This is a genomic window from Lysinibacillus sp. NPDC086135 (assembly GCF_044746345.1).
Classification (GTDB): domain Bacteria; phylum Bacillota; class Bacilli; order Bacillales_A; family Planococcaceae; genus Lysinibacillus.
Genome location: NZ_JBIVCA010000012.1, coordinates 112,242 through 124,686 on the forward strand (window position 1 = coordinate 112,242; position 12,445 = coordinate 124,686).

The following is a 12,445-nucleotide window of genomic DNA, read 5'->3' on the forward strand; positions in this document are numbered from 1 at the left end:
CCTACTCCTTTACCATTTCCCTTAATCCTGTAATATCGATACCGTTTAATGCTTGAGTTGCAAGGCGATCGGCTTCAGAATTTTCTTTACGTGCTATAAGCTTGTACTCTGGCTGGATACTTAGCTCCTCTAGCTTTGCATCAATTTTATCTGCCCAGCTAGATAAATTCTTTTCAAGTGCCGGCCATTCTCCGCTCAATTGATTGATAACAACTTGGGAATCACCAGTGAAACAAACGGGCAAATGGTGAACATTCAATAGCTCAAGCTCGACTACCCCCAAATAAAGCGCTGCATATTCTGCCTCATTATTGGATTTAAGCTCTGACGAAAAAGAATTTTGTCGTAATCGATATGGCTTGCCATTTTGCTCATAATAAATCACACAGCCTAGCCCCGATTGATTCGTTGCACGATCAAAGCCCCCATCAAAATAGACTGTAATATTGTGTGGCTCAGTGTCAATTTCCTTTAAATATGCCTTGAGTTCCTTTAAAGACCAATTTGTATCCTGTCGATCGACACAATGCAGTGATTTTACTCTCCCAGTTCGCTCCATGTCCTCTGCAAGTAGTAATGCTTGAGCTGCTGGCATTTCTTCTGAACGTAAAACAGTTTCAGCACCCTTTTTCGCTTTATAGGTCCATTCAATGATTACATGCATAATATAACCTCCAATAGATATTGAGCCATAAATTGAAAACGTGCTCCGGCTTGCGGAAACACGTTTTTCTTCTTACTTGTTATATGTGCAACTATTAGTATTTTTATGCCTAAGAAAGCTATTTGATCAGCTTGATGATAGCATCTGTTTTGTCAGGACTCTCGTTTGTGACGCTAAAACCTGTTGCTCTGCTGCTTGGATGTTGAACATCGCCGCTAATTCATGTTGTTCCGCCGCTTTGATACTCAACATCGCCGCTAATTCATGTTGTTCCGCCGCTTTGATGCTCAACTTCGCCGCTAATTCATGTTGTTCCGCCGCTTTGATGTTGAACATCGCCGCTAATTCATGCTTTTCCGCCGCTTAGTTGTTTTTCTTCGCTGTTATAATTCTTCATACAATGCTTGAATAGGTTTTATTAAAATGCGGTTTACTTCTTCAATGATCTTACTTAGCTTCATTTCTGCCTCAAGCATTGTAGAAATTTTTGCATTTTGCTGTGCAAGCTGTGCTGCTTTTTGCGCGTATACAAGTTCATCTTCCAAAATATCTTGGCCAGTTAACTGCTTTTGCTGTAGGTCAATTTGAACCTTACGGAAATTTTTGAATAAATTTAATGCCTCTTCATCTTCCTTAACAGCTGCCACTGCTTCTTTTAACGCTTCAAATTCAGGTGTTTTACGTAAAGTTGCCTCTAACGCATTAATTTCATTGTAAATATTAAACATAAACATAATTCTCCTTTTCAAATAAAGTAAACAATTAACCCTTGCACAATCCCAATCAATCCACCCAGAACTGCACCAAGTACTGTAATCATTTTAAACTCACGCTTTGAAATACCTAGTACAAGTTCCTCTAATTTTGATACAGGGAAAGAATCAACCTGCTCACGTACTACTTCTTGTAAATTTAAGCGTTTCAACACATCTTCTAATTTATCTTCAGCTTTGACAAAAGCTTTTTCAATTGCTTGTGGGATTACTGTTTCCTTCATCCATGAATTACCTTCTGGCCAGTAATGCGCAATAGGATAATTCAAGCGCTCTTCAACTGCTAATTGCTCTTTTACGTAAGTTTGTAATTTCGTTAATATTTGTTCAAAACGAATATCCTTTAAGAAATCCATTGCTGGGCGATCTTTTAATTTTTCCAATTCCTGCGTGAAAATTTTCGTTAGTAATGTTGATGTTCCTGGTGCCTGTAAAAGTTTCACAAGTTCACGTTGAACCTTTGCTACGAGCGACGAAGAATCACCTAAAAACATATTAATCATTCCACCAAGTGATCCTTTTGACGATAAGAAGTCATCAATCATCGCCTTAATTGTCAGTTCGCCCTCAGGTGATAAAAAATAATCCTCACCCTTTTCTAAAATATGATCAACCGCTACTGGTATCTTTGCATCAATAGTTTTTTGAATATCTGCTGATAATAGTGTACGAATTGATTTCGTTGATAGTGTATTCTTAACCGATTCAAATTGTCCCTCAACAATTGCTTCTACCTTTTGTTCAATTGTTGCTGACATATTGGAAAGCCCAGCTAATGATAGCCAATCCTGAATTGTTTTATCATTAGTAAAAATCGTTTCTTCTACCTTTGCTTGTACAAACTGTTCTACCTTATTTTGAATATCCTTTGAGAAAAATTTCTTTCTAAAAGTTTCAGGTGTTAACAAATAATTCACAACCGTTAACCCAAGTTGCTTTGCTAATTCGTCACGTCGCTTTGGAATAAGACCTGGTGTAAAGGGCACTCGCCAATTTTTAATATATATAGCTTTATGCGGTCGGAAGAGCATTTTAATAGCTAGGTGATTCGTTACACCACCGATTGCAGCACCTATAATTGCCATAAATAGTAATGTCACTATAAAATTATCCATTCGTATCCTCTCATTTCAATTGTATTCACTATTGGCGTATTTTGTCGCCTGCTGCACTAATTATAGCAGAGCAATGATTTTCTACGAAAGAAATACCCTCTATTAGATTAACTATTTTTATCCACCTTTATTTCTGATTCCCGCAACGAGCACTTGCTTTCCCGCTGGAGTCTAGTAGCCCGTAGCGGGAATCAGTGAAAAACGTGCGTACGTAAGCAAAATAATTTTTCTGGCTCATTACAGTTGCAAAATAACCACTATCCTTGAATAATATTAACTACATAAATAAGAAATGGGGTTTGGTTATGATTCAGCATTTTAGCTTTAAGCCTTTATTTGAAAATTCACAGCTTCCAGGGTGGTCTATTTCGTTCTTCTATCAACGTGAACGTTACACAGCGGAGTACTTAAAAGATGGCGCTATACAATGGAATGGAACTATCCCTCCAAACGAAGAAGATGTAAAAAAAATGATTCATGAACTTATGTTGTACCATGTTTACGACTGATCAATTTCGCCTTGGCGTAATTGTAGCTGTCGCTTTGCTTTGGCTATAGAAAATTGCTGTATGAAGATACAAGTAGTATTTTCCTGTCCTAAATTGCATAAAAACACCTATTTTTTACTAATTTATACACTGCTATTATCTTAAAAATGGTTAAGTATATTGAAATTCCCTTATTTTTCTTATACATTTATGGTATTAAGAATTAAAGGTTTTTTATGCAGGGGGCTATTTCAATGAGTAAAGTCACTCTTTCTGATGACTTAAACAGTTATAATTCAAAAGCATTAATTCGTGCAAAAGTAAAAGAAGTTTTTTCCGAATTTTCCGCTAGAATTTTCGAGTTAGCGAATGAGGCTAAAGCTATTGATAGTAAAAAATTTGAGGCTCTTTCTGGCTTTAAAAGTGATTTTTACAATGAATACTGCAGTCAACTAAAAGGATTTTTCAATTCATCTACTAATACTTTCGGAAAAAGGCCTGTAAAAAATATATATTTAACGTATAAGGACAAAAATTATATTTTTACACAGCAAGGTATAACAGAAAAAGCACCTGTTACAATTGCACTTTACTCAGGTGAAATACCATTTAAAGAAACGCTTCACGATGTGGAAAAAGCGTGCTTAAAATTACGTTTCAACAACAATAAATAATTAAAGCAGAAGGAGCCGTCTCATTGAATGAGATTGGTTCCTTTTTTGTTGAAAAAATATATTGAAATTAGCTTTCATTACCAAAATCAAATATGCTGTCGCTTCGCTTTCGCACAAAAAACATCTGTTGCCCCGATGTAAGCGCCCAGCCGGAACGGAAATCCCCCCTTATTTTGCTGAAGAGCGATACTATGACACCATTCATTTTATTTTTCAACATAACAAAAGAGCCACCCCATATGAATGAGATGGCTCCTTTTTGTTGCTATTAAAAATAATTCATTTAAAAAAATCCGCAAGTATTCTTGAGATTTTTGACGTGTCGTTTTATATGAGATTAAATGCTTCATTCTCTAAACAAACTATCTTCTTTGCTATATTTAAAGTTAGCATAACAAATTTCTATTTTCAATCTTTTGGTGTTTGAAATTATTTAATTTTTACGATTTACGGGTGTAAAAATCAAATCAATTATGTCTCGGCATAATTGCCGCTGTCGCTTTGCTTTCGCGCAGAAATCATTTGCCGCTGTCGCATTGCTTTCGCTACAAAAAACATTTGACACTATCGTGCAGATAATCAATGCAGCCGAAATCGTCTTTGAGCTTTTGCCTACAAATAGTTTTTATGCGAAAGCGCAGTGCTAACGTAGCGGCAGCAATCAGATGTTTAAACACCCGCTGAAAGAAGTTAAAAAAATTGTTGTCAATATTTGTGTTTTGCCTATAAATATTTTATGATTAAATCATTCAACAATTTTTTAATATCATAGGAGGTGTACACTTTGTTTACCTCCCTCATTCGGGCGGGGACAAAGGAATTATTTGGACGGAGACATAATGGAAATAACCATAAGGTTGGCGGCATTTGCCCTACTAATAATAATGACAGGATTTTTCGTTGCAACCGAATTTGCAATCGTTAAAGTAAGATCTACACGTATTGATCAATTGCTTGCCGAAGGGAATAAAAAAGCAAAAAATGCAAAACGTGTAATTTCAGATTTAGATGAATACTTATCTGCATGTCAATTAGGTATTACGATCACTGCTTTAGGTCTAGGTTGGCTCGGTGAACCTACATTTAAGATTATCTTGAATCCAGTGTTTGAATTTCTAAATTTGAGTGAAAACTTTACTACTGTCCTTTCATTTATACTTGCATTCTCAATTGTAACGTTTATGCATGTAGTTATGGGGGAATTGGCGCCAAAAACACTTGCCATCCAAAAAGCAGAATTTGTAACATTAAACCTTTCTGGCCCATTAATTTTTTTCCACAACATTACGTATCCAATCATTAAGCTGTTAAACGGATCTGCACGTGGCTTAACAGGCCTTTTCGGCTTGAAAATGATGTCAGAATCAGAAGTAGCCCATACTGAAGAAGAGTTACGAATGATTTTGTCAGAGAGTTTAAAAGGTGGAGAAATTAATACTTCAGAATATGAATATGTGAACAGTATTTTTGAGTTCTCTGATCGTCTTGCAAAAGAAATCATGGTCCCACGTACTGAAATCGTCGGTATTGAAAAAGAACTAACGATTAAAGAGGTTTTCGATTTAATGGGCGTTGAGCAATATACCCGTTACCCAATTATCGATGGTGACAAAGACCATATTATCGGCTTAGTCAATATGAAGCACTTATTAACCGCTTACATTAAAGATCCTGCAAATGGTGATAAGCCAGTGATTGACTATATGCAGCCAATTATTCGCGTAATGGAAACAACGCAAATTAACGATCTGTTGCTAAAAATACAGCGAGAACGCATTCATATGGCCATTTTAATGGATGAATATGGCGGAACATCTGGTCTAGTTACGATTGAAGATATTATTGAGGAAATTGTCGGTGACATTCAAGATGAATTCGATGAAGATGAGATTCCAGAGGTACAAGAAATTGCAGAAGATCACTTTATTTTAGATGCGAAGATGCTAGTAGAAAACGTTAATGATATGCTAGGTACTGACATAGAAGATGATGATATTGATACAATCGGTGGTTGGTTCATGACAATGCGCTTTGACGCAGTCGAAGGAGACAGTATTGAAGAACAAGGCTATGAATTTATCGCAAAAGAATTAGATGGTCACCATATTTTATACTTAGAGGTTCTGAAATTACCTGAACGTGATTTATCAAATGACAACGATGAGTAACTGAAAAAAAAATCTATTATGCCTCGGCATAATTGAATTTGGACAAGCGCTGAAAGAAGATAGAAATATCAGTAATTGCTCCAGCAAATGTCTACAAGTCTCTTACCAATTATTGGTAAGAGACTTGTTTTTTAATGTTTAAATTTGAGCTTCAACACTAAAAAGGTTTATGGTTCACCAATTCCCATTGCTAACTGTAATAGATAAGCATAAACCAAAACTAATACATTTGTGATTAGACCGATCCAACCGAAAATATGTTTTTTAGACAATACCAAAGAGACTACAGCAAATATAATACCGATGATTGATAAAATGCTAAACAGGGCGATACCAAAATAAATATCAAAATCGGGCCCTCTTTTTATATAGAAAAAAATAACACTTATTATCACGGGTACTAACGATGAAACACTTAAAATGTCTCCTACTTTTTTCTTAGCCATACAACTCTCCCCTCCTTACAGTAATAAACGACTCATTACCATCATTCGGCTTAATTTCCTTTACGACAACAAACTTAACGGGTATCAGAATATTCTTCCTTTATTATACAAAACGCATTTCTAGAATCCACCAATTTAAACAAATAAGGGATTATCACCATAACGTGTAGTGTTGACCCAAACAAGCCCCCTATCTATCATAGATAAGGGGCTTAATTTGTATCAATTATGACTCGGCATAATTGCGTCCGGAATCGGCTTTGTGCTTAGGCCAGCAGATGTTTTTTGTGCGAAAGCGCAGCGTCAGCAACAGATGTTCCTTTCCGATTCGGTGACATCCGCTGAGGCTTTAAGTTCCTTCAGCGGATGTCTTTTGTACCGAAAGCGTAGCGACAGGTACGGATGTTTGACACCCGCTGAAAAGTGGCTTAAAACTGCAATCATCTCACCACCTATAGAGGCGGGAGACTTCTACTGACGTTTCACTTACGTTACATAAAACACTTGTAACTGCCGTTTCACTTACGTTACATAAAACACTTGCTGAAAGAAGTTAAATTATTTAATTGCAATATAAATATCGACCTGAGCTTCTTGTGGGTTGGCACATCGTTCATCGTACATTTCAAAGTCACCTGTGTATGTTCGCTCTACACCTGAACTTGCAAGCCAAGCCCAGACATCCTGCCAAGCTTTTACAACAACTTCTTCAAATGGACCTTTGTCAGAAGTAAAAACTAAGTATTTAGCAGCTGGCACTGTTTTTACAACCATACCTTCAGGAATTTCGTCGGTAGCTAATACTTCCACTCCAAGTGTAATGGCATATTCTCCGTCAACATCCGTTTCATAATCAGAATACAAGCCATACGTTACTTGATTTACTGCATTAGCTATTTGTCCTACAACATTTTGCTGATAAAAATCCGACCATAATTGCGGGATCTTTGCTTGAGCGGTAATTTCATTCGCATTGCTTGTTCGCTCTGAAATTCCTACAATTTTAAATGATTCTTTATTCATCATAATTGGTTCTTGTATATCATGTTTTCTCCATCTCTTTAGGCTTGGTAAAAAAGACGTCAACATTTGGCGTGCTTCCTCTTCCGCCATACCGTCTTCCCTTAAATGCGGTACACAAATTTCGATCATTTCTTCAACTGTTAGATTTGGCTGTTTGAAATCTCCTACTTCATAACAATATGTGCAATAATACTCACTTTTGTGTCCTTCTTTTTCTGTACCAAGTAATGCCTCATCCACTAATGGCATTCCACAGCTTTGACAATAACTTTGCATGATTAAATCCACCCTTCGTCCTATTTGTTACGACTATAACAAAGGAAACCTGACAACTGTATGTCATCAATTGAAAGAAGTTAAATTTCTTTATACAACTCCACAATTTCCTGGGCTCGATTTAATACAATCTCACAAATATGAGGTGGTTCTAAAACTTTTAAGCGATTGCCAAAGCTAAGAAGAAAGCCGTATAGCCATTCATCCTCAGGTAATGAAATGTTAATAGTTGAATTCTCATTATCTACATGCTCAGCGCCAAATGATTCTTCTACTAATGTCGTTATTGCACAATCGAAAGATAACATAAGGTTTACTACATTTTGAGGGTTATGCCACTCTTTATCCCATGGGAGTTCAGATAAGTTGACTTCCCTGCGCTGAAAAGTTGTCATCTCTTCTTGTATATCCTTCATTCTTGAAATTTTAAATAAGCGAAAATCTTCTCTCAACTTGCAATAGCCATAAACATACCAAACCTTTCCCTTTTGTACTAAAGTATGTGGCTCTAATAATCGTCTTGTTATATGACCATGTGTAGTAGAGTACGTAAAGCTTATACAATGCTCATGTTCAATTGCTTTTTTTAATAACGTAATCTGTTCCTTGAAAATAACATTTGGCCCCCAAGGACTAAGGTCAATAAACAGCTGATCAATCGATTGTTTTACTTCCTCATCCGCAACACCTGTTAATTTTTCAAGCACTGCTTCAGCATGTGAATCCTCATATGTTGTTAATGCACTTTTAATGGCAATAGAAAGTGACGTAAGCTCCTCCTTCGTCAACACCTGCTTATCAACACGATAGCCATCAATCAAACTAATCCCACCATGAACCCCCTGCTGGCTAATAACAGGAACCCCAACACAGCTCAACGTTTCAATATCTCGATAAATAGTACGAACGGACACATTAAATAAATCGGCAAGCTCCTGGGCAGTCACCTTTTTACGATTTATTAAAATCATCGTCATCGTTAATAAACGCTCTAATTTCATATTTGTACTCCTTTAAGATAAATCTTAGTTTTCCTAATGCTAATTACATCGTTTTACTTACTAATCACCTATCCCTTTTAAGTATTTTTTAAGTAGTTTTTGAGTTTTATTTAAGTCAAATGTACTATAATAACGCCTGATAAATTATTACATTCATTATACTATTTTTACAATATAAGAAAAAAACAACTTAGGTACTTATAATCGGCGCTATTACGTTTTTTCTACTATAGCTACGTTGCTTTTCGTTGTTTTTAACAAACGCTTATAAAATTATTTCACTTCTCTTAACACAACATATAAAACTTCTATCCTCTCTATATAAGGGCCTGAAAGAAAAACTTTATAGTAATAATTTGTGGAAGTTTAATTTTCTTTGCAAAAAGGTACGAGACAACATTGAGAAAAAGCTAAACGATAAATCCTGTACAAAGATATAGCATTGGGGAGACCCTACGCTAACTTATGAGAAACAGAATACGAAGCTAAATCTTGGTATCCAATTATTAATTTTATGTAGAATTATACCTTTTAGTGCCACCCTATTTTTGAGAAGCCTTTTCAAAGACAACGAACTAGAGATTAATGGTTTTAAATTTAATTGTAAAAAAGGAGATTTTGATGTGATTCGAGCCGTTTTAATAGACAATGAACCCTTAGCATTACACTATTTTCAAAATAAACTACAAGCATTTCAGCAAATACAGGTAATTCAAACATTTACAAGTGTAGAAGTATTTTTAAATGAGCTTCCAATAATAGAATTTGACGTCATTTTTTTAGAGGCAAGGCTGAATGAACTAACTGGGCTTGAATTGGCTGATATTATCAAAACTGATCGTCCATATGTTAGTGTTATTTTTATAACTTCCTATAAAGAATTTGCTTTACAAGCATATGAAATCGGAGGTCTTGACTATGTACTTAAACCAATTAGTCATGCTCGCTTAGAAAAAACTATTTCTCGTATTGAGCATGAATATTCCATTCAGCAAATGCTTAAAAAAGCTTCGAAAACTATGTTAAACGTACAATGCTTTAATCAATTTGCCGCATATAGCAACAACAGCTTAGTTGCCTTCAAAACCGAGAAAACAAAGGAGTTATTTGTATATTTCATATTACATCCAAACATTCCTATTCATCGGGATTATTTAATTGAAATTCTATGGCCGGATTTAGACTATGTACGAGCAAAATCGAATCTTCATACCGCTCTTTCTTATTTAAGAAAAACCTTAAATAATATAGGTTATACAAACTGTATTATCTTTTCAAACAAATACTATATCTTCGAGAAACCGAACATCCTTTGTGATTTATATGACTTTCATAGATATTATGAGGATTTCACGAAGTTAGATTTCCCACCGATTTCATTGATCAATCAATGTCTCTCAATTTATAGAAATGGACTACTCATTTATGATGATTATGAGTGGGCTACTGCCTATAAAGATAAGCTGACGAAATCATACATAGATTTATTAGAAAAAGGTTTTCAAGCAACATTACTAACGAATATTGATAAAGCATTAAATTTTTTAAATAGACTATTAGAGTTTGATCCATATAATGAACAAAAACTTGAGCACTATTTACACATTTTAATAAATGCAGGGTTTCATGAGCAGGCATACAAATTATTCCTAGCTTATGAACAGAAGCTAAAAGATGACCTATCGATTTCGCCAAGCCCTACATTAATTGATATTTCTAACAATTTTTTTGTTCAAAAATAAATACAGGATTCATACATTAAAAACGGCGAGCTACTACAATTTGTAGGAGCTCGTCGTTTTACTTATTTTCCTATTTTTTTATACATCACTACCCTCTGTCAGTCCGTGCTTCACAGCATAAAGAGCCGCCTGCGTACGATCCTGCACCTGTAGCTTCGTGAAAATATTAGAAATATGAGTTTTCACTGTTTTTTCTGTAACGAATAAAGAGGACGCAATCTCTCGATTACTTTTCCCTTTTGTAAGCTCTGCAAGTACATCCTGTTCACGAGGTGTTAGAGGGTTTAAAACATGAGGTGCATTTTTTGATTCTTGACGGTCCATTTCAAGAGTTGTTGTTGCTTCTGGGTGTAATGTATTTTCGCCTCGCATAATACGACGAATGGACAATACCAACTCATCAGGTTCAATATCTTTCAACTGATAGCCTGCAGCTCCTGCCTCCATTGCTGGCACTACATGATCACGGTCTGAAAAGCTTGTCAGCATTAGAATTTCTATTTGTGGAAACTTAGCTTTAATGCGCTTCGTCGCTTGAATCCCATCCATCTCAGGCATGACCAAGTCCATAAGTATAATATCTGGCTGTATACTTTCCGCTAAAGCTACTGCCTCAAGACCATTTTTCGCTTCTCCTACAACTTCAATATCTTTCTGAGTTTTTAAGAAAAATAATAATCCACGACGCACTACATGATGGTCATCTGCGATTAAAACACGTATCATACTCTTCCCTCCTAATATGGCAAGCGGATTAACAGCTCTGTTCCTTTGCCAATTTCACTAACCCAATCAGCTTTGCCACCTACTGATTTTGCACGATCCTTTATGGATTGCAAGCCTATCGAAAGTAGCTTCGTGTTATGATCGATGACGAAGCCTCGTCCCTCATCACGAATAACAAGTAAAATATCTGTAGAAGTAACCGTAATATAAAGTGCAGCCTCCAGAACACCGGCATGACGACGAACATTATTTAGTGCTTCTTGAGCTACCCGAAATAATGTTTCTTCGATACGTGATGGGAATTGCAGTACACCTGAAACCGTTACATGAAGCTTCAAGCCAAGCATTTCAGCATACACTTTTATCGCTTCAAGCAAACCATTTTCTAATCCTTTTGGACGAAGCTGCCAAATAAGAGCACGCATTTCTGTTAAGGCATCCTGTGTTAAATGCTGGATCTCCTTAAACGTTTCCTTCACATCACTATCATTTGTCATTTCAATACCAGCTCTCGCCGTTAATGTAACCGAAAAAAGTAGCTGATTCACGGAATCATGTAAGTCTCGAGCTAGACGATTGCGCTCCTTCACAAGTGCCATTTCCTGCTCCTGCTTTGTCAGTAAAATACGCTTGATGGCCGACCCCATCTGAAATGCAACCGATTCAAGTAATGCTAGCTCTTCCTCTGAGAAACGCACGGTATCCTTCGATGCAACATTTAAGACACCAAAACGCTCTTGTCCAGATTGAAGCGGCACAGTTGCATGATGTGTAATGCCTTCGTGATCGCCAACATTTGCAGCAATTGCACTTTCAATACGTTGACATTCAATAATATTAGAAGCTTTCTTTAATTCCTCATTACGATAGCGAGAAACACACCAACAGCCTCCTTTTTCTAAATAATGGCAACTTTTATACTCCAGTGCCTCTGGTAAATTGACATGGACAATAAGCTCTGAGCGCCCTTTTTCATCGATAAAAAAAATCCAGCCCGTTTCAAAATTTGTGCCATTTAAAAATTTCACAAGTGCTCCCTTTAACATCGACACAATTTCAGTTTCTTCGTTTAATAACTCTGCAATCTCTTTTAAAATACCAATATTGGAATGATCATTGTCCCTCACAAAAAACACCTCTTCTTTGGCATTACTAATTTTAATGATAACATTTCAAAGTCTGGAACGTCTGCCTTAGCCATTCATACTTTAGACTGAAATTTTTCATAAAATATACCTTATTTTGGTTCATCACCAAAAGTTGTGGATGACTTTTGTTAAAACGTATACTATGTAAATAAGTTGATTGTAGTGGAGACTGGGTGACTTCTTAGGGATTAGCGTCACAGA

At 36.1% G+C, this 12,445-nt stretch carries 14 protein-coding genes; 4 read left to right on the forward strand and 10 right to left on the reverse strand.

The window, feature by feature from the left end:
• Window position 1: 1 nt before the first annotated feature.
• The 4 genes from ACIPKN_RS16450 to ACIPKN_RS16465 form a co-directional block, all read right to left on the reverse strand.
• On the reverse strand, window positions 2–664 hold the full coding sequence (locus ACIPKN_RS16450) for a ribonuclease H family protein (protein WP_400937903.1): 663 nt from the start codon (window positions 662–664) through the stop codon (window positions 2–4).
• A gap of 126 nt (window positions 665–790) precedes the next feature.
• Window positions 791–1,000 carry a hypothetical protein gene (locus ACIPKN_RS16455; RefSeq protein ID WP_400937906.1) on the reverse strand — a complete coding sequence of 70 codons (210 nt, stop codon included), beginning with the start codon at window positions 998–1,000 and terminating at the stop codon, window positions 791–793.
• Window positions 1,001–1,047: 47 nt separating this feature from the next.
• Window positions 1,048–1,392 carry a YlbF family regulator gene (locus tag ACIPKN_RS16460; RefSeq protein ID WP_400937908.1) on the reverse strand — a complete coding sequence of 115 codons (345 nt, stop codon included), beginning with the start codon at window positions 1,390–1,392 and terminating at the stop codon, window positions 1,048–1,050.
• A gap of 17 nt (window positions 1,393–1,409) precedes the next feature.
• Window positions 1,410–2,552, reverse strand: coding sequence for a DUF445 domain-containing protein (locus ACIPKN_RS16465; protein WP_400937911.1), 1,143 nt, complete (start codon window positions 2,550–2,552; stop codon window positions 1,410–1,412).
• Between the two features lie 305 nt (window positions 2,553–2,857).
• Between ACIPKN_RS16465 and ACIPKN_RS16470 the strand changes: the two genes are divergently transcribed.
• Complete coding sequence (locus ACIPKN_RS16470) at window positions 2,858–3,061, forward strand: YheE family protein (protein WP_142511084.1); 204 nt, start codon at window positions 2,858–2,860, stop codon at window positions 3,059–3,061.
• A 233-nt stretch (window positions 3,062–3,294) separates the two neighbouring features.
• On the forward strand, window positions 3,295–3,714 hold the full coding sequence (locus ACIPKN_RS16475) for a hypothetical protein (protein ID WP_400937913.1): 420 nt from the start codon (window positions 3,295–3,297) through the stop codon (window positions 3,712–3,714).
• 67 nt (window positions 3,715–3,781) lie between these two features.
• On the opposite strand, the gene ACIPKN_RS16480 is transcribed toward ACIPKN_RS16475, so the two are convergent.
• Complete coding sequence (locus ACIPKN_RS16480; RefSeq protein WP_400937916.1) at window positions 3,782–3,934, reverse strand: hypothetical protein; 153 nt, start codon at window positions 3,932–3,934, stop codon at window positions 3,782–3,784.
• Window positions 3,935–4,553: 619 nt separating this feature from the next.
• On the opposite strand from ACIPKN_RS16480, the gene ACIPKN_RS16485 reads away from it, so the two are divergent.
• On the forward strand, window positions 4,554–5,882 hold the full coding sequence (locus ACIPKN_RS16485; protein ID WP_400937918.1) for a hemolysin family protein: 1,329 nt from the start codon (window positions 4,554–4,556) through the stop codon (window positions 5,880–5,882).
• A gap of 167 nt (window positions 5,883–6,049) precedes the next feature.
• On the opposite strand, the gene ACIPKN_RS16490 is transcribed toward ACIPKN_RS16485, so the two are convergent.
• The 3 genes from ACIPKN_RS16490 to ACIPKN_RS16500 all read right to left on the reverse strand — a co-directional run bounded on the left by ACIPKN_RS16490 (window position 6,050) and on the right by ACIPKN_RS16500 (window position 8,628).
• Window positions 6,050–6,328 carry a hypothetical protein gene (locus ACIPKN_RS16490; protein ID WP_400937921.1) on the reverse strand — a complete coding sequence of 93 codons (279 nt, stop codon included), beginning with the start codon at window positions 6,326–6,328 and terminating at the stop codon, window positions 6,050–6,052.
• A gap of 558 nt (window positions 6,329–6,886) precedes the next feature.
• On the reverse strand, window positions 6,887–7,627 hold the full coding sequence (locus tag ACIPKN_RS16495) for an effector binding domain-containing protein (RefSeq protein WP_400937924.1): 741 nt from the start codon (window positions 7,625–7,627) through the stop codon (window positions 6,887–6,889).
• Between the two features lie 80 nt (window positions 7,628–7,707).
• Window positions 7,708–8,628 (reverse strand): helix-turn-helix transcriptional regulator, encoded by a 921-nt coding sequence (locus ACIPKN_RS16500; RefSeq protein WP_400937927.1) that lies wholly within the window; start codon window positions 8,626–8,628, stop codon window positions 7,708–7,710.
• Between the two features lie 623 nt (window positions 8,629–9,251).
• On the opposite strand from ACIPKN_RS16500, the gene ACIPKN_RS16505 reads away from it, so the two are divergent.
• Window positions 9,252–10,370 (forward strand): response regulator, encoded by a 1,119-nt coding sequence (locus tag ACIPKN_RS16505; RefSeq protein ID WP_400937930.1) that lies wholly within the window; start codon window positions 9,252–9,254, stop codon window positions 10,368–10,370.
• Between the two features lie 78 nt (window positions 10,371–10,448).
• On the opposite strand, the gene ACIPKN_RS16510 is transcribed toward ACIPKN_RS16505, so the two are convergent.
• Together ACIPKN_RS16510 and ACIPKN_RS16515 are read right to left on the reverse strand one after the other, a co-directional pair.
• Window positions 10,449–11,096 carry a response regulator gene (locus ACIPKN_RS16510; protein ID WP_142510876.1) on the reverse strand — a complete coding sequence of 216 codons (648 nt, stop codon included), beginning with the start codon at window positions 11,094–11,096 and terminating at the stop codon, window positions 10,449–10,451.
• Between the two features lie 11 nt (window positions 11,097–11,107).
• Window positions 11,108–12,223: a GAF domain-containing sensor histidine kinase gene (locus ACIPKN_RS16515; RefSeq protein ID WP_142510875.1), complete on the reverse strand. Its 1,116-nt coding sequence runs from the start codon at window positions 12,221–12,223 to the stop codon at window positions 11,108–11,110.
• Window positions 12,224–12,445 lie beyond the last annotated feature (222 nt).